Origin of the sequence: Streptomyces sp. ID05-39B (genome assembly GCF_033794725.1) — a bacterium.
Taxonomy (GTDB): domain Bacteria; phylum Actinomycetota; class Actinomycetes; order Streptomycetales; family Streptomycetaceae; genus Streptomyces; species Streptomyces bobili.
This window is the reverse complement of sequence record NZ_JARGEF010000075.1, coordinates 1-15178: the sequence shown is the minus strand read 5'-3', so window position 1 is coordinate 15178 and position 15178 is coordinate 1. Positions and strand designations below refer to the sequence as shown.

The window sequence follows — 15178 nt, the reverse complement described above, 5'->3', positions numbered from 1 at the left end:
TCATTCCAGACTGCCGGGCCATTGGGGGATCCGCCTCCCGACTGGCCGAAGTCCCATTCGGCACATGAATACGGAGCCGCTCACCTGACTGCTCAATCGAGCCTCAGTGCGAGGAATGAGCGCACCCCGCCCGAGGCCCGAAACAGCTGCTGAGGCACCCCTGCCAACACGACCCCACCCCCGCGGAGAGCGGGGTATGGGCAACGTCTACAGTGGCGTGGTACGCGCGAGCCTTTACCCCGACTTCACACGGTGAGGCTCGCTGGGATGTCTCTGTCAGGGGTGTGCGTGACGGCCGTTGAATCCCGTCCTGGGGGTACCTCCCAGGCCCTTAAGGCTCTGGGGGAGGGGGTTATCGGGACGAGCCAGGGCCCGAGCCGGCGGCCGGTGGGGGCCCGCGTCATGGCGTTCGTGGCGCTGACCAAGCCGCGGATCATCGAGCTGTTGCTCATCACCACCGTTCCGGTGATGTTCCTGGCCCAGCAAGGAGTGCCGGACCTCGGTCTCGTGCTGCTCACCTGCCTGGGCGGCTATCTCTCCGCGGGCGGCGCCAACGCGCTGAACATGTACATCGACCGCGACATCGACGCCCTGATGGACCGCACCTCGCAGCGCCCGCTGGTCACCGGCATGGTCAGCCCCCGCGAGTGCCTCGCCTTCGGCATCAGCCTCGCGATCGTCTCGACGCTCCTTTTCGGCCTGACCGTCAACTGGCTGTCCGCCTGGCTCGCCCTCGGCGCGCTCCTGTTCTACGTCGTCGTCTACACGATGATCCTCAAGCGCCGCACCTCGCAGAACATCGTCTGGGGCGGCATCGCAGGCTGCATGCCGGTCCTCATCGGCTGGTCCGCGGTCACCGACTCCCTCTCCTGGGCGCCGGTGGTCCTCTTCCTCGTCATGTTCTTCTGGACCCCGCCGCACTACTGGCCGCTGTCCATGAAGGTGCGCGAGGACTACGCGCGCGTGGGCGTGCCGATGCTGCCGGTCATCGCCTCCAACAAGGTCGTCGCCCGGCAGATCGTCATCTACAGCTGGGTGATGGTCGCCGTCTCCCTGCTGCTGACCCCGCTGGGCTACACCGGCTGGTTCTACACCACCGTCGCCCTCGCGGCCGGCGGCTGGTGGCTGTGGGAGGCGCACTCCCTGCAGAACCGCGCGAAGGCGGAGACCGCGGGCGGGAAGCTCAAGGAGATGCGGCTGTTCCACTGGTCCATCACCTACGTCTCGCTGCTGTTCCTGGCCGTCGCGGTGGACCCCTTCCTGCGCTGAGGAACCTCTGAACGGCCCGACGGCCGGGGTGCGTGGCCAAGGCCACGCACCCCGGCCGTCGCCGTTTGATCTACCCGTCGGTAGCATCCTGGCCATGGCAGACACCAAGCAGGCTGACGAGACCGCAGACGCCAAGCAGGCCGCCAAGGCCGAGCGCACGGCGGCCCGCCTCGCCAAGCGGATCAGCGCGTTCTCCAAGGAACACGGCGGGGCCGAGGGCCAGATCGCCCACCTCGGCGAGCGCGGCGCCCGGATCGTCCTCGTCGGCGAGGACGGCGGCTGGGGCGACCTCGTGGCGCCCGACATGGAGATCGCCGCCAAGGCGGTGGAGAAGTCCGGGATCACCGTCCACGAGGACTTCGACGGCGAGTTCGCCGCCAAGGTGAGGACTGGGCCGTACGAGTGGAGCCGGATGGCCGGGATCCAGGTCGGCGGACCGCGCAACACCTGAGCAACACCTGACGCCGGGTCCACCCGTTAGGACGTGTGAGGAGTACACACACGGTCCAGCCGCGGGAGTCCCGGATGATCGAAACACCGTCCCTGGTGGACCAGTACTGCCACGGAGTCCTGAGAACAGAACTGGGCCTCGGCACCTTCGAGGCCCAGCTGGCCCGCACCGAGGGCCCGCCGGCACCCGGCACCACACTGTTCGACACCCAGACCGGCTTCGCGGTACGCCGCTGGTGCCCCCCGCTGCTCGGTCTGGAACCGCACTGCCCGCCCGCCCGCTACCTCGCCCGCCGTCGTGAACTCGGCGTACTGGAGTCGGGCCGCCGGCTGCTGCGCGGCAGCGGGATCACCACCTACCTCGTGGACACCGGCCTGCCCGGCGACCTCACGGGACCCGACGAGATCGCCGCCGCCGGCGACGCCGAGGCCCGCGAGATCGTGCGCCTGGAACTCCTCGCCGAGCAGGTCGCCGACACCTCCGGCACCGTCGAGTCCTTCCTCGCCAACCTCGCCGAGGCGGTGCACGGCGCCGCCGCGACCGCCGTGGCCTTCACCTCGGTGGCCGGCGTGCGCCACGGCCTCGCCCTCGCGCCCGAACCGCCCGGACCGGGCGAGGTGCGGGGCGCCGCGGGCCGCTGGCTCGCCGGGCGCCGGGTCGGCGGGGAACTGAGCGACCCGGTGCTGCTGCGGCATCTGCTGTGGATCGCCGTGGCCTCGGGCCGGCCCCTGCAACTCCACGCCGGCCTCGGCGAACCGGGCCTGCGCATCGACCGCACCGACCCCGTCCTGCTCACCGACTTCGTCCGCGCGACGGCCGGCCTCGGCACCGACCTGGTCCTGCTGCACGGCTACCCCTACCACCGGCACGCCGCCCACCTCGCGGGCGTCTTCCCGCACGTCTACGCCGACTCCGGGGCCGCCCTGGTGCGTACCGGGGCCCGCGCGGCGACGGTCCTCGCGGAGATCCTGGAGCTGGCCCCCTTCGGCAAGATCCTGTTCTCCAGCGGCGCACGCGGCCTGCCCGAACTGCACGTGGTCGGCGCCCGACTGTTCCGCGAGGCCCTGGCACGGGTGCTGGGCGGCTGGGTCGCCCAGGACGCCTGGTCGCTGACGGACGCCCAGCGGGTGGCGGGGATGGTCGCGGCGGGGAACGCTCGGCGGGTCTACGGGCTGGGATGAGCGATCGGACCAGGGGCCGCGCGGCGCCGTACCGGCGCCGGCCGAGCTGGCCGGTCTCCGGGCACCCCGCCGAGATCGTCGAGGACATCCGACGGCGTCGTCACGGAGGCCGCCCGTCCGCTCCGCCGCCTCCGAGGAGGAGTGGCGGGTCTACCGGGCCGAGTCGGCGCGAGGCTGGCTCGGCGCCGCGGTCGACGGCCTGGTGGCGGCCCACGGCTGAGTCAGGCGCGAGAGCCGACCGTCGCCTCCGCCGCGGGGCCCGGCAGGCCGACGGCCGGTTCCGGGCGCTCGCGCAGGGCCAGCAGCACGCGGAGCACCGCGATCCACACCAGGGCCGAGCCGAGCATGTGCAGGCCGACCAGGAGTTCCGGCAGGTCCGTGAAGTACTGGACGTAGCCGATGACGCCCTGCGCGAGGAGGACCACGAACAAGTCGCGGGTGCGGTCCAGCGGGAGCCTCGGGGAGTCGACGGCCCTCAGGACGAACCACAGGGCGAAGGTCAGTGTCACCACGATCCAGGCCAGCACCGCGTGCACCTTGCTGACGGTCTCCCAGTCCAGCGGCATCCGCTCGACCTCGCTGGAGTCGCCCGCGTGCGGGCCCGCGCCGGTCACCACCGTGCCGATGAGGATCAGCAGGACCGTGGCCGCGACCATGACCCACACGAGCTGCTGCACGGACTTCCCCACCAGCGGACGGGCCTGCGTGTCGCCCTCCCGCGTGCGCTGCCACATCACCACGGCGATCGCGATCAGCGCCGACGTCGCCACGAAGTGCGCGGCGACCGTGTACGGGTTGAGGCCGACGAGGACCACGATCCCGCCCAGCACGGCGTTGCTCATGACCACCCAGAACTGGGCCCAGCCCAGCCGGGTGAGGCTCTGCCGGTACGGCTTCTGCGAGCGGGCGGCGATGATCGCCCAGCCCACCGCGGCGCACAGGACGTACGTCAGCATGCGGTTGCCGAACTCGATGGCGCCGTGGAAGCCCATCTCGCCGGTCGCCGTGAGCGAGTCGTCGGTGCACTTGGGCCAGGTCGGGCAGCCGAGGCCGGAGCCGGTGAGCCGCACGGCACCGCCGGTGACCACGATGACCACCGACATCACGAGCGCGGTGAGGGCCGCCCGCTGAACCGTCCGGGGCGTGGGGGTCCAGCGTGCGGCGATGAAGGCGAGGGGGTTGCGCACGGCTGCTACGGCGTCGGCGCGGGTCACGTTTGGCACGCCGTCCATCGTAGGGGGCCGCTTGTGCACGCGTTCACGAGGGGTCCCGGGAGGTCTGGTCATTCCCAGCGGAAGAAACGGCCGGCGGCTGCCAGAGCGGCGACCGCCCACACGGCGAGGATCCCCAGGTCGCCCCACGGCATCCCGGCCCCGTGCTGGAGCACGTCCCGCAGTCCGTCCGACAGCGCCGAGATCGGCAGCAGCCCGAGCACGTCCTGTACGCCCGGGGGGAACTTGTCCAGCGGCACGATCACCCCGCCGCCCACCAGCAGCAACAGGAACACCAGGTTGGCCGCGCCCAGCGTGGCCTCCGCCTTCAGCGTGCCCGCCATGAGGAGACCGAGCCCCGAGAAGGCGGCCGTGCCGAGGACGAGCAGCAGCACGACGGCGAACGGGTTGCCCTGCGGCGACCAGCCCAGCGCGAACGCGATCACCGTCAGCAGGACGATCTGGAGGACCTCCGTGACCAGCACGGCGAGCGTCTTCGCGGTCATCAGCCCCCAGCGGGGGAGCGGGGAGGCTGCCAGCCGCTTGAGGACGCCGTAACGGCGCTCGAAGCCGGTCGCGATGGCCTGCCCCGTGAACGCCGTCGACATCACGGCGAGCGCGAGGATGCCGGGGGTCAGGAAGTCGACGGCCTCGCCGGCGCCCGTGTCGATGATGTCCACCGAACTGAACAGCACCAGCAGCAGCGTCGGGATCACGACGGTGAGCAGCAACTGCTCGCCGTTGCGCAGAAGCATCCTCGTCTCCAGCGCCGCCTGGGCCCTGATCATGCGAGGCAGGGGCGCGGCCCCCGGCTTCGGCGTGTACGTGCCGGTCGCCGTCATGAGCGCAGCTCCTTGCCGGTCGGCTCCACTGTGTCGTTCCGGGGGCGACCCCCAAGCCCCCGGCCGGTCTGTTCGCGGGTCGGGGTCATGAGCGCGGCTCCTTGCCGGTCGGCTCCAGGCTGTGCTGTTCCGGGGGGCGCTGCCCGGGCCCCCGGCCGGTCTGTTCGCGGGTCGCCGTCATGAGCGCGGCTCCTTGCCGGTCGGCTCCAGGCTGTGCTGTTCCGGGGGGCGACCCCCGGACCCCCGGCCGGTCTGTTCGCGGGTCGCCGTCATGAGCGCAGCTCCTTGCCGGTCAGCTCCAGGAAGACGTCTTCGAGCGTGTGGCGCTCCACGGAGATCCGGTCCGGCATCACCCCGTGCTGCGCGCACCAGGAGGTCACCGTCGCCAGCATCTGCGGGTCGACCTTGCCGATGATCCGGTACGAGCCCGGCGTCAGTTCGGCGGCGGCGCTGTCGGCGGGCAGCGCCTTGAGCAGGGAGACCACGTCCAGGCCGGGGCGGCCGCTGAACCGGAGGGTGTTCTCGGCGCCGCCGCGGCACAGTTCCTCGGGGGAGCCCTGCGCGATGACCGTGCCCGCGTCGATGATCGCGACGTCGTCGGCGAGCTGCTCGGCCTCGTCCATGTGGTGGGTGGTCAGGATGACCGATGCCCCGTCCGTGCGCAGGTCACGCACCAGGTCCCAGGTGGCGCGGCGGGCCTGCGGGTCGAGACCCGCGGTCGGCTCGTCCAGGAACACCAGCTCCGGGCGCCCCACGACGGCCATCGCGAGCGCGAGGCGCTGCTGCTGGCCCCCGGACAGCCGCCGGTACGTCGTGCGGCCGCAACTTCCCAGGCCCAGCCGCTCGATCAGCGCGTCCACGTCCAGCGGATGCGCGTGCAGCCTGGCTACGTGCCGCAGCATCTCGTCGGCCCGCGCGCCCGAGTAGACGCCCCCGGACTGGAGCATCACACCGATCCGGGGGCGCAGCTCCGAGGCCTGTCTCACCGGGTCGAGGCCGAGTACACGGACGGTGCCGGAGTCCGGCTTCCGGTAGCCCTCGCAGGTTTCGACGGTCGTCGTCTTGCCCGCGCCGTTGGGACCGAGCACGGCCGTCACGCCCGCCTTCGCCACCAGGTCGAGGCCGTCCACCGCGGTCTTCGTGCCGTACCGCTTCACCAGGGCCTGGACCTGGACCACGGGCTCCATTCGCATGGGTCCAGAGTCTAGGTTCGCGAAGGGGAGCCCGGACCGGCGGGGGCGAGAAGCCGCCACCACCGGGCAGCGGTCCGCGCTCAGACCTCCTCCGCGCGGGAGCGGTGCACGGGCAGCCACCGCTCGGCGTAGGCCACCGCGTCCGCCACCGGGAACAGCCGGGCGTCGGCCGCGCCCACCTTCGCGCGGACGACGGGACGGTCCCGTTCGAAGTCGTGGCCCAGCTCGTCGAACCGGTCCGAGTCGATCGACACCTCGCTCACCACCTCCCAGCCCCCGGGTCCCGGCCGTCCCGACCCCACGCGCGGCGCCGGTATCCGGTACTCGGCCAGGTGGAAGCTGGTGCACGTGTCGTACCCGGCACCCAGCAGGAGCACCCGGGCGCCGAGCGCCTCCAGCCGGGCGAGCGGGCTGCGCTCGCCGAGCCGGCAGTCACGGGCATGGCCCTCGGTCACCTCCGCCGCGCGCGGGCCGAGCGCCGCGAACGAGGTCTGGGGGTGCGCACTGCGCAGGGCGCCCGGCCAGGCCCGTACGGTCTCCGGGATCACGCCGACCCCGCGGCTGGGGGTGACGAGGGGGTCGTAGGCGGGCATGGTGGCGCGGATCGTGTCCCACCAGGCTCGGGGGACCGGCGGGCTTCCCCAGTGGGAGGGGTCCGAGAGGTCGCCGGACTGGGTGGGGACCACGAGGGTGCCGTCCGGGCCGAGCGCGTCGAGCAGTCCCTGGACGGCCGCGACAGCCCCTCCGCAGACCCAGCCGAGGGCGCTGAGGGAGGAGTGCGCGAGCAGGATTTCACCGGGTTCGACCCCTAGTGCGCGCAGGTCGCTCGCGAGGCTGTCCCGAGTGACAAGAGGGCCGGTGGGAGGGGGTGTGGGCATGGTCGTGGAGTCTTCCGGACGGGGGTCGCCGACGCGACCGGTTTGATCGATCAAAGATCGTTCGCGCAGGTCAGATTAGGTAAACCTAAGTGACGCAGGGCACCGCCCGGTGATCCGGACGCGGCTTGCCTGCCCCTGAGGAATTACGCAACAATGGCGTTGTGAAAAACGTCGGCGAGGCTCGGGTGACCCCCACGGGGACCCCCCAGGAAGAGCTGGCGACCGGTGAGCGCTCCACGCGCAACCGCGTCGCACGCTCCATCCTGGACCACGGGCCGTCGACCGTCGCCGACCTGGCCGGACGGCTGGGGCTCACCCAGGCGGCCGTACGCCGGCACCTGGACGCGCTGGTCGCCGACGACGTCGTGGAACCACGCGAGCAGCGGGTGTACGGAGCGCGTACGCGCGGGCGTCCCGCGAAGGTCTTCGCCCTCACCGACTGCGGCCGCGACGCCTTCGACCAGTCCTACGACAAGCTCGCAGCGGACGCCCTGCGCTTCATCCAGGAGCGCTTCGGCGGGGACGAGGCCGTCGTCGCCTTCGCCCGCGCGAGGATCGCCGAACAGGCCACCGGCTACCGCGAGGCGATCGAGGCAGCCGCCCCCGACCAGCGCACCCAGGCCCTGGCCAAGGCCCTGAGCGCGGACGGGTACGCTGCAACGGCACGCAGCGCACCGGTCGGCGAGCAGCTGTGCCAGCACCACTGCCCCGTCGCCCACGTCGCGGAGAAGTTCCCGCAGCTCTGCGAGGCGGAGACCGAGATCTTCTCCCAGCTGCTCGGAACGCACGTCCAGCGGCTGGCGACGATCGCGCACGGCGACGGCGTCTGCACGACGTACATCCCCAAGATTTCCCCTACCGCTGATCACACCGCTGACCCCAGCACTGATCACGCCCCCGATATCGCATCTGCAAGCACGGCCGGGAGGAACCCCGCATGACTCTCCCCACGGAGACTGCCCACCCCGAACTCGAGGGCCTGGGTAAGTACGAATACGGCTGGGCCGACTCCGACACGGCCGGCGCCTCTGCGAAGCGCGGCATCAACGAGGACGTCGTCCGCGACATCTCGTCGAAGAAGAACGAGCCGGAGTGGATGACCAAGCTCCGCCTCAAGGGCCTGCGCCTGTTCGAGAAGAAGCCCATGCCGAACTGGGGCTCGGACCTGTCGGGCATCGACTTCGACAACATCAAGTACTTCGTGCGTTCCACGGAGAAGCAGGCGGAGTCCTGGGAGGACCTGCCCGAGGACATCAAGAACACGTACGACAGGCTCGGCATCCCCGAGGCGGAGAAGCAGCGCCTCGTCGCCGGTGTCGCGGCCCAGTACGAGTCCGAGGTCGTCTACCACCAGATCCGCGAGGACCTGGAGGAGCAGGGCGTCATCTTCCTCGACACCGACACCGCTCTCAAGCAGCACCCGGAGCTGTTCAAGGAGTACTTCGGGACCGTCATCCCGGTCGGCGACAACAAGTTCGCGTCGCTGAACACCGCGGTATGGTCCGGCGGCTCCTTCATCTACGTGCCGAAGGGCGTGCACGTCGAGATCCCGCTCCAGGCCTACTTCCGTATCAACACGGAGAACATGGGCCAGTTCGAGCGGACCCTGATCATCGTCGACGAGGGTGCCTACGTGCACTACGTCGAGGGTTGTACGGCCCCGATCTACAAGTCGGACTCGCTGCACAGCGCCGTCGTCGAGATCATCGTCAAGAAGAACGCCCGCTGCCGTTACACGACCATCCAGAACTGGTCGAACAACGTCTACAACCTGGTCACCAAGCGCGCCGTCGCCTACGAGGGCGCGACCATGGAGTGGATCGACGGCAACATCGGCTCCAAGGTGACGATGAAGTACCCGGCGGTCTACCTGATGGGCGAGCACGCCAAGGGCGAGACCCTGTCCATCGCCTTCGCGGGCGAGGGCCAGCACCAGGACGCCGGCTCCAAGATGGTCCACATGGCGCCGAACACCTCGTCCAACATCGTGTCGAAGTCCGTCGCCCGCGGTGGCGGCCGGACCTCCTACCGTGGTCTGGTGGAGATCGGCGAGGGCGCCCACGGCTCCAAGTCCAACGTGCTGTGCGACGCGCTGCTCGTGGACACCATCTCCCGCTCGGACACGTACCCGTACGTGGACGTCCGAGAGGACGACGTGTCCATGGGCCACGAGGCGACCGTCTCCAAGGTCTCCGACGACCAGCTCTTCTACCTGATGAGCCGCGGTCTGAGCGAGTTCGAGGCGATGGCCATGATCGTGCGCGGCTTCGTCGAGCCCATCGCCAAGGAACTGCCGATGGAGTACGCGCTGGAGCTCAACCGGCTGATCGAGCTGCAGATGGAGGGCGCGGTCGGTTAAGACCCGCCGCCCCGAAGCAGTCGCCAGATTTCTGACGTAGGAAGAGAGCAGACCGACAGCCATGGCTGAGGCTCAGAACGCCCCCACCCTCGAATCCACTCGGGCGGGGGGACCCCCACCGGTGGGCAGTACGACCGCCGGCCAGATCGCGGTGGCCGCCGAGTCCACCGTCGCCACGCGCATGAGCGCGCCCCCCTCCTTCGACGTGGCGGACTTCCCGGTCCCGCACGGCCGTGAGGAGGAGTGGCGGTTCACCCCGCTGGAGCGGCTGCGTGGCCTGCACGACGGCACCGCGGTCGCCACCGGCGAGGGCGTGAAGGTCGACATCGACGCCCCGGCGGGTGTCGTCGTCGAGACCGTCGGCCGTGACGACGCGCGTCTCGGCCGGGCGGGCACCCCCGTGGACCGCGTCGCCGCCCAGGCGTACTCGGCGTTCGAGAAGGCCGGTGTCGTCACCGTCCCCAAGGAGACGGTCCTCACCGAGCCCATTCGCATCACCGTGCACGGCCAGGGCGGGGTCGCCTACGGCCACCAGGTCGTCGAACTGGGGGCCTTCGCCGAGGCCGTCGTCGTCATCGACCACACCGGTGACGCCGTGCTCGCCGCCAACGTCGACTACATCCTCGGGGACGGCGCCAAGCTGACCGTCGTCTCCGTCCAGGACTGGGACGAAAAGGCCGTGCACGTGGGCCAGCACAACGCGCTGATCGGCCGCGACGCCACCTTCAAGTCCTTCGTCGTCACCTTCGGCGGCGACCTCGTCCGGCTGCACCCGCGCGTCGCCTACGCCGGCCCCGGCGGCGAGGCCGAGCTGTTCGGCCTCTACTTCACCGACGCCGGCCAGCACCAGGAGCACCGTCTCCTCGTCGACCACAACACCCCGCACTGCAAGTCCAACGTCGCCTACAAGGGCGCCCTCCAGGGCGACGGGGCGCACGCGGTGTGGATCGGCGACGTGCTGATCGAGGCCGCGGCCGAGGGCACGGACACCTACGAGATGAACCGCAACCTGGTTCTGACCGACGGCGCCCGCGTCGACTCCGTGCCCAACCTGGAGATCGAGACCGGCGAGATCGTCGGCGCCGGACACGCCTCGGCGACCGGCCGCTTCGACGACGAGCAGCTGTTCTACCTGATGGCCCGCGGCATCGCGGCCCACGACGCCCGCCGCCTGGTGGTGCGCGGCTTCTTCGCCGAGCTGGTGCAGCAGATCGGTGTCGACGACATCGAAGAGCGTCTCCTCGTGAAGATCGACGAAGAGCTGGAGGCCGCGGTCTGATGGCCTTCGTACGCGCCTGTGGGCTGAGCGAGCTGGAGGAGGACACCCCCAAACGGGTGGAACTCGACGGCACGCCGGTCTCGGTCGTGAAGACCGAGGGGGAGGTGTTCGCCATCAACGACATCTGCTCGCACGCGAACGTCTCGCTCTCCGAGGGCGAGGTGGAGGACTGTCAGATCGAGTGTTGGCTGCACGGCTCCGCGTTCGACCTCCGCACCGGCAAGCCGTCCGGCCTTCCCGCGACGCGCCCCGTCCCCGTATACCCCGTAAAGATCGAAGGGGACGACGTGCTCGTCTCCCTCACCCAGGAGTCCTGAGGCACCCATGGCAACGCTTGAAATCCGAGACCTGCACGTCACCGTCGAGGCCGACAACGCCACGAAGGAGATCCTCAAGGGTGTCGACCTGACCGTGAAGCAGGGCGAGACGCACGCCATCATGGGCCCCAACGGCTCCGGCAAGTCCACCCTCGCCTACTCGCTCGCGGGTCACCCGAAGTACACGATCACCGGGGGCACCGTCACCCTCGACGGCGAGGACGTCCTGGAGATGTCCGTCGACGAGCGCGCCCGCGCCGGCCTGTTCCTCGCGATGCAGTACCCGGTCGAGGTCCCCGGCGTCTCGGTCTCCAACTTCCTGCGCACCTCCGCCACCGCCATCCGTGGCGAGGCCCCCAAGCTGCGTACCTGGGTGAAGGAGGTCCGTGAGGCCATGGAGCGCCTCAACATGGACCCGGCCTTCGCCGAGCGCAACGTCAACGAGGGCTTCTCCGGCGGTGAGAAGAAGCGCCACGAGATCCTTCAGCTGGAGCTGCTCAAGCCGAAGGTCGCGATCCTCGACGAGACCGACTCCGGCCTGGACGTCGACGCCCTGCGCGTCGTCTCCGAGGGCGTGAACCGGGTCCGCGAGTCCGGTGAGGTCGGCACCCTGCTGATCACGCACTACACGCGCATCCTGCGCTACATCAAGCCCGACTACGTCCACGTCTTCTCCGGCGGCCGCATCGTCGAGTCCGGCGGCGCGGAGCTGGCCGACAAGCTGGAGAACGAGGGCTACGAGGTTTACACGAAGGGTGGCGCATCAGCGTGACACAGCTGCCGGGCCTCCTCACCGTGCCCAATCTTCTGGGCGAGGCGATCCGCAAGGACTTCCCGATCCTGGACCGCATCGTCCACGACGACCGCAAGCTCGTGTACCTGGACAACGCGGCGACCTCGCAGAAGCCGCGCCAGGTGCTGGACGCACTCAGTGGCTACTACGAGCGGTACAACGCCAACGTCCACCGCGGTGTGCATGTGCTCGCCGAGGAGGCCACGGCACTGTACGAGGGTGCGCGTGACAAGGTCGCGGAGTTCATCAACGCGCCCAGCCGCGACGAGGTCATCTTCACCAAGAACGCCTCGGAGTCGCTGAACCTGGTCGCGAACATGCTGGGCTGGGCCGACGAGCCCTACCGCGTGGACGCCGAGACCGAGATCGTCATCACGGAGATGGAACACCACTCCAACATCGTGCCGTGGCAGCTGCTGTCGCAGCGCACCGGCGCGAAACTGAAGTGGTTCGGCCTCACCGACGACGGCCGCCTCGACCTGTCCAACATCGACGAGATCATCACCGAGAAGACGAAGATCGTCTCCTTCGTGCTGGTGTCGAACATCCTGGGCACGATCAACCCGGTCGAGGCGATAGTGCGCCGTGCGCAGGAGGTCGGCGCGCTGGTGTGCATCGACGCCTCGCAGGCCGCGCCGCACATGCCGATGGACGTGCAGGCCCTCCAGGCCGACTTCGTGGCCTTCACCGGCCATAAGATGTGCGGTCCGACCGGCATCGGCGTCCTCTGGGGCCGCCAGGAACTGCTGGAGGACCTGCCCCCGTTCCTGGGCGGCGGCGAGATGATCGAGACGGTGTCGATGCACTCCTCGACCTACGCGCCCGCTCCCCACAAGTTCGAGGCGGGCACCCCCCCGATCGCCCAGGCGGTCGGTCTCGGCGCGGCCATCGACTACCTGTCCGCGATCGGCATGGACAAGATCCTCGCCCATGAGCACGCGATCACCGAGTACGCGGTGAAGCGCCTCGGCGAGGTCCCCGGCCTGCGGATCATCGGCCCGGCCACGGCCGAGGAGCGCGGCGCCGCGATCTCCTTCACGCTCGGCGACATCCACCCGCACGACGTGGGCCAGGTCCTCGACGAGCAGGGCATCGCGGTCCGCGTCGGACACCACTGCGCGCGCCCGGTCTGCCTGCGCTACGGAATTCCCGCGACCACGCGAGCGTCGTTCTATCTGTACTCCACGCCTGCCGAGGTCGACGCGTTGGTCGAGGGCCTGGAGCACGTACGGAACTTCTTCGGCTGAGCAACGGAAGACGGGACGCGAGGTTAGCTGTCGTGAAGCTTGATTCGATGTACCAGGAAGTCATCCTGGACCACTACAAGCACCCGCACGGGCGCGGTCTCCGGGACGGCGACGCCGAGGTGCACCACGTCAACCCGACGTGCGGTGACGAGATCACCCTGCGCGTGAAGTACGACGGCACGACCATCGAGGACGTCTCGTACGAGGGCCAGGGCTGCTCCATCAGCCAGGCATCGGCCTCCGTGCTGAACGACCTGCTGGTCGGCAAGGAACTGGCCGAGGCGCAGAAGATCCAGGAGACCTTCCTGGTACTGATGCAGTCCAAGGGCCGGGTCGAGCCGGACGACGCGATGGAGGAGGTGCTGGAGGACGCGATCGCGTTCGCCGGCGTCTCCAAGTACCCGGCACGGGTCAAGTGCGCCCTCCTGAGCTGGATGGCGTGGAAGGACGCGACGGCCCAGGCGCTGGGCGCCGACGCCGAAAGGAATACGGCATGACCGAGACCGTTGAGACGAAGCCGGCCTCCGAGGACGAAGTCCGCGAGGCGCTGTACGACGTCGTCGACCCCGAACTGGGTATCGATGTCGTCAACCTCGGGCTGATCTACGGCATTCACATCGACGACGCGAACATCGCGACGATCGACATGACCCTGACCTCCGCGGCCTGTCCGCTGACGGACGTCATCGAGGACCAGGCGAAGTCCGCAACGGACGGCCTGGTCAACGAGTTGCGGATCAACTGGGTCTGGATGCCGCCGTGGGGCCCGGACAAGATCACGGACGACGGCCGCGAGCAGCTCCGCGCGCTCGGCTTCAACGTCTGAGATCTTTCCGTACAGACGGAAGCGGCGGCACCCACCGGGTGCCGCCGCTTCCGTCTGTACAGGCTCAGGCCAGCCCGTCCACCAGGTTGAACGAGAAGTCCTCGCGGTGGTTGGAGCCGTAGCCGTAAGCGTCCAGGCGCAGTGCGAAGTTCCTGTGACGCAGGAATCGGCCGGGATAGTTCACCGACTCCAGCATGATCGCGCCAAAGGAGTGGGAGGAGGGGACGGCGCAGAAGGTGGAGTCCTGCTTGAAGAGCGCCGAACCGTCGTTGCGCTCGGGGCGCAGGACGAAGTCGCGGTGGCGCAGGTACATCCCGTCCGACGTGACGAACGTGGAACAGGAGCTGTCGGCCAGGCCCTTGACCACGACGAACGTGGCGTCCTCACGGAACTCGGACCCCCCGGCCCCTTCGAGCCGCACCTGCCCGCCGCCGGCCCGCCAGTAACGGTCGGGATAGTTGATGGACCGCATCGACCGCCGCACGCCTTCGGGCTCCGGATCGGAACCGCCCCCGGCGGCCGGGGCCGACGGAGAAGACGAAGCGGAAGCGGACGCCGACGAACCGCCGTTGGGCGAAGGCGAAGCCGAGGCGGAGGCCGAGGCCGAGGCGGACGGCGAGGCGCTCCCCTTCGTGGCCGAAGCCGAGGGCGCCCCGCTCACCGTGGGCGAGGCGAACGAGATGAGCCCCGAGGAGGTCTCCTTGTCGGACGTGGTCCGTTCCTCACCGGCGGCTGACTTGACGTCAGAAGGCTTGTCCGTGAGGGAGATGGTGGCGACGCACGCCACGACGGTGGCCACGGCGAGGACGCCGGCCAGCCAGAGTCGTCGCGTTCCGGGTGCCCGGGTGGTGTCCGGGGCCCAGCCGTTCTCCCAGGGACGCTCCTGGGAAGGCTGGGACTTGTTGTCTGGCATGCGCTGTTCCTCCAGCGGCGCCCGAGTGGGCGACCACGGCTGCGATGGCCGGGTGTGTGAACGGTGAAACAGTTGAAACAGTAGTGGAACGAGTGACTCCCGAGCAGCCGTTTCAGTGAGCGGTTTCTATAACGGTTCCCGACCACCGGGACGACCGCGACCGGCCGAAAGCATGCCGTTCCCGAGCAACTGGGGACGACTGCGATCGACCGGAGGAGCCCCGTTCCTGACCACCGTCGGAGGCGGAGGCGGAGGTGGTGATCGTGCGGGGCCTGTGCCGTTCCCGAGTGCGGGCGGTAAAGGGGACGGCCGTACGTCCGACGGGGCGACGAGCTCGACGCACCGTCACGGCCCCGACCCCACCCACTCACACCGCCCTCGCCGCACGCCTCCGCCACCCCTGTACCTTAAAAAAAAAA

Annotated in this window: 17 protein-coding genes; 12 read left to right on the top strand and 5 right to left on the bottom strand. The window is 69.7% G+C overall.

Going from position 1 to position 15178, the window contains the following annotated elements; translation table 11 throughout:
* The first annotated feature begins 402 nt into the window (after nt 1-402).
* The 3 genes from P1P75_RS18345 (at nt 403) to P1P75_RS18335 (ending at nt 2901) form a co-directional block, all read left to right on the top strand.
* The gene (locus tag P1P75_RS18345) at nt 403-1269 is read left to right on the top strand and encodes a heme o synthase (protein ID WP_319256580.1); all 867 of its coding nucleotides are present in this window, start codon (nt 403-405) and stop codon (nt 1267-1269) included.
* Between the two features lie 94 nt (nt 1270-1363).
* A complete protein-coding gene (locus tag P1P75_RS18340; protein ID WP_086767940.1) occupies nt 1364-1720 on the top strand; it encodes a hypothetical protein in 357 nt (118 codons plus the stop codon).
* A gap of 74 nt (nt 1721-1794) precedes the next feature.
* Entirely contained in the window at nt 1795-2901 is a 1107-nt protein-coding gene (locus tag P1P75_RS18335) for an amidohydrolase family protein (protein WP_319256577.1), read from the top strand.
* Nucleotides 2902-3122: 221 nt separating this feature from the next.
* On the opposite strand, the gene P1P75_RS18330 is transcribed toward P1P75_RS18335, so the two are convergent.
* The 4 genes from P1P75_RS18330 to P1P75_RS18315 all read right to left on the bottom strand — a co-directional run bounded on the left by P1P75_RS18330 (nt 3123) and on the right by P1P75_RS18315 (nt 7025).
* On the bottom strand, nt 3123-4133 hold the full coding sequence (locus P1P75_RS18330; protein ID WP_319256575.1) for a COX15/CtaA family protein: 1011 nt from the start codon (nt 4131-4133) through the stop codon (nt 3123-3125).
* A 50-nt stretch (nt 4134-4183) separates the two neighbouring features.
* The gene (locus tag P1P75_RS18325; RefSeq protein ID WP_319256573.1) at nt 4184-4954 is read right to left on the bottom strand and encodes an ABC transporter permease; all 771 of its coding nucleotides are present in this window, start codon (nt 4952-4954) and stop codon (nt 4184-4186) included.
* 269 nt (nt 4955-5223) lie between these two features.
* A complete protein-coding gene (locus tag P1P75_RS18320; protein WP_319256571.1) occupies nt 5224-6147 on the bottom strand; it encodes an ABC transporter ATP-binding protein in 924 nt (307 codons plus the stop codon).
* An 80-nt stretch (nt 6148-6227) separates the two neighbouring features.
* Entirely contained in the window at nt 6228-7025 is a 798-nt protein-coding gene (locus P1P75_RS18315; protein WP_319256569.1) for an AAC(3) family N-acetyltransferase, read from the bottom strand.
* Between the two features lie 161 nt (nt 7026-7186).
* Here P1P75_RS18315 and P1P75_RS18310 point away from each other — a divergent pair, with 161 nt between their 5' ends.
* The 8 genes from P1P75_RS18310 to P1P75_RS18275 all read left to right on the top strand — a co-directional run bounded on the left by P1P75_RS18310 (nt 7187) and on the right by P1P75_RS18275 (nt 13846).
* Nucleotides 7187-7966 (top strand): metalloregulator ArsR/SmtB family transcription factor, encoded by a 780-nt coding sequence (locus tag P1P75_RS18310; RefSeq protein WP_319256567.1) that lies wholly within the window; start codon nt 7187-7189, stop codon nt 7964-7966.
* Nucleotides 7963-9384: a Fe-S cluster assembly protein SufB gene (gene sufB / locus P1P75_RS18305; protein WP_319256565.1), complete on the top strand. Its 1422-nt coding sequence runs from the start codon at nt 7963-7965 to the stop codon at nt 9382-9384. Before P1P75_RS18310 ends, sufB begins: the two co-directional genes overlap by 4 nt.
* Before the next feature lie 61 nt (nt 9385-9445).
* Nucleotides 9446-10663, top strand: a complete 1218-nt coding sequence (sufD, locus tag P1P75_RS18300; RefSeq protein WP_319256563.1) for a Fe-S cluster assembly protein SufD — start codon at nt 9446-9448, stop codon at nt 10661-10663.
* Nucleotides 10663-10980: a bifunctional 3-phenylpropionate/cinnamic acid dioxygenase ferredoxin subunit gene (locus P1P75_RS18295; protein ID WP_319256560.1), complete on the top strand. Its 318-nt coding sequence runs from the start codon at nt 10663-10665 to the stop codon at nt 10978-10980. Before sufD ends, P1P75_RS18295 begins: the two co-directional genes overlap by 1 nt.
* Nucleotides 10981-10987: 7 nt before the next feature.
* Nucleotides 10988-11752, top strand: coding sequence for a Fe-S cluster assembly ATPase SufC (gene sufC, locus P1P75_RS18290; RefSeq protein WP_319256558.1), 765 nt, complete (start codon nt 10988-10990; stop codon nt 11750-11752).
* On the top strand, nt 11749-13020 hold the full coding sequence (locus P1P75_RS18285; RefSeq protein ID WP_319256556.1) for a cysteine desulfurase: 1272 nt from the start codon (nt 11749-11751) through the stop codon (nt 13018-13020). Before sufC ends, P1P75_RS18285 begins: the two co-directional genes overlap by 4 nt.
* Before the next feature lie 32 nt (nt 13021-13052).
* Nucleotides 13053-13517, top strand: a complete 465-nt coding sequence (gene sufU, locus P1P75_RS18280) for a Fe-S cluster assembly sulfur transfer protein SufU (protein ID WP_319256554.1) — start codon at nt 13053-13055, stop codon at nt 13515-13517.
* Nucleotides 13514-13846 (top strand): metal-sulfur cluster assembly factor, encoded by a 333-nt coding sequence (locus P1P75_RS18275; protein ID WP_319256552.1) that lies wholly within the window; start codon nt 13514-13516, stop codon nt 13844-13846. Before sufU ends, P1P75_RS18275 begins: the two co-directional genes overlap by 4 nt.
* Before the next feature lie 64 nt (nt 13847-13910).
* Here P1P75_RS18275 and P1P75_RS18270 read toward each other — a convergent pair whose 3' ends face one another.
* The gene (locus tag P1P75_RS18270; RefSeq protein ID WP_319256550.1) at nt 13911-14318 is read right to left on the bottom strand and encodes an AbfB domain-containing protein; all 408 of its coding nucleotides are present in this window, start codon (nt 14316-14318) and stop codon (nt 13911-13913) included.
* On the opposite strand from P1P75_RS18270, the gene P1P75_RS18265 reads away from it, so the two are divergent.
* A complete protein-coding gene (locus P1P75_RS18265; RefSeq protein WP_319256547.1) occupies nt 14308-14826 on the top strand; it encodes a hypothetical protein in 519 nt (172 codons plus the stop codon). The genes P1P75_RS18270 and P1P75_RS18265 overlap by 11 nt on opposite strands.
* Nucleotides 14827-15178 lie beyond the last annotated feature (352 nt).

Bases quoted from the DNA above. Each gene is read 5' to 3' on its own strand.
- sufC (WP_319256558.1), top strand. From the start codon at position 10,988: ATGGCAACGCTTGAAATCCGAGACCTGCACGTCACCGTCGAGGCCGAC.
- sufB (WP_319256565.1), top strand. From the start codon at position 7,963: ATGACTCTCCCCACGGAGACTGCCCACCCCGAACTCGAGGGCCTGGGT.
- P1P75_RS18265 (WP_319256547.1), top strand. From the start codon at position 14,308: ATGGACCGCATCGACCGCCGCACGCCTTCGGGCTCCGGATCGGAACCG.
- P1P75_RS18320 (WP_319256571.1), bottom strand. From the start codon at position 6,147: ATGCGAATGGAGCCCGTGGTCCAGGTCCAGGCCCTGGTGAAGCGGTAC.
- P1P75_RS18295 (WP_319256560.1), top strand. From the start codon at position 10,663: ATGGCCTTCGTACGCGCCTGTGGGCTGAGCGAGCTGGAGGAGGACACC.
- P1P75_RS18325 (WP_319256573.1), bottom strand. From the start codon at position 4,954: ATGACGGCGACCGGCACGTACACGCCGAAGCCGGGGGCCGCGCCCCTG.
- P1P75_RS18270 (WP_319256550.1), bottom strand. From the start codon at position 14,318: ATGCGGTCCATCAACTATCCCGACCGTTACTGGCGGGCCGGCGGCGGG.
- P1P75_RS18275 (WP_319256552.1), top strand. From the start codon at position 13,514: ATGACCGAGACCGTTGAGACGAAGCCGGCCTCCGAGGACGAAGTCCGC.
- sufD (WP_319256563.1), top strand. From the start codon at position 9,446: ATGGCTGAGGCTCAGAACGCCCCCACCCTCGAATCCACTCGGGCGGGG.
- P1P75_RS18330 (WP_319256575.1), bottom strand. From the start codon at position 4,133: ATGGACGGCGTGCCAAACGTGACCCGCGCCGACGCCGTAGCAGCCGTG.
- P1P75_RS18340 (WP_086767940.1), top strand. From the start codon at position 1,364: ATGGCAGACACCAAGCAGGCTGACGAGACCGCAGACGCCAAGCAGGCC.
- P1P75_RS18315 (WP_319256569.1), bottom strand. From the start codon at position 7,025: ATGCCCACACCCCCTCCCACCGGCCCTCTTGTCACTCGGGACAGCCTC.
- P1P75_RS18345 (WP_319256580.1), top strand. From the start codon at position 403: ATGGCGTTCGTGGCGCTGACCAAGCCGCGGATCATCGAGCTGTTGCTC.
- P1P75_RS18335 (WP_319256577.1), top strand. From the start codon at position 1,795: ATGATCGAAACACCGTCCCTGGTGGACCAGTACTGCCACGGAGTCCTG.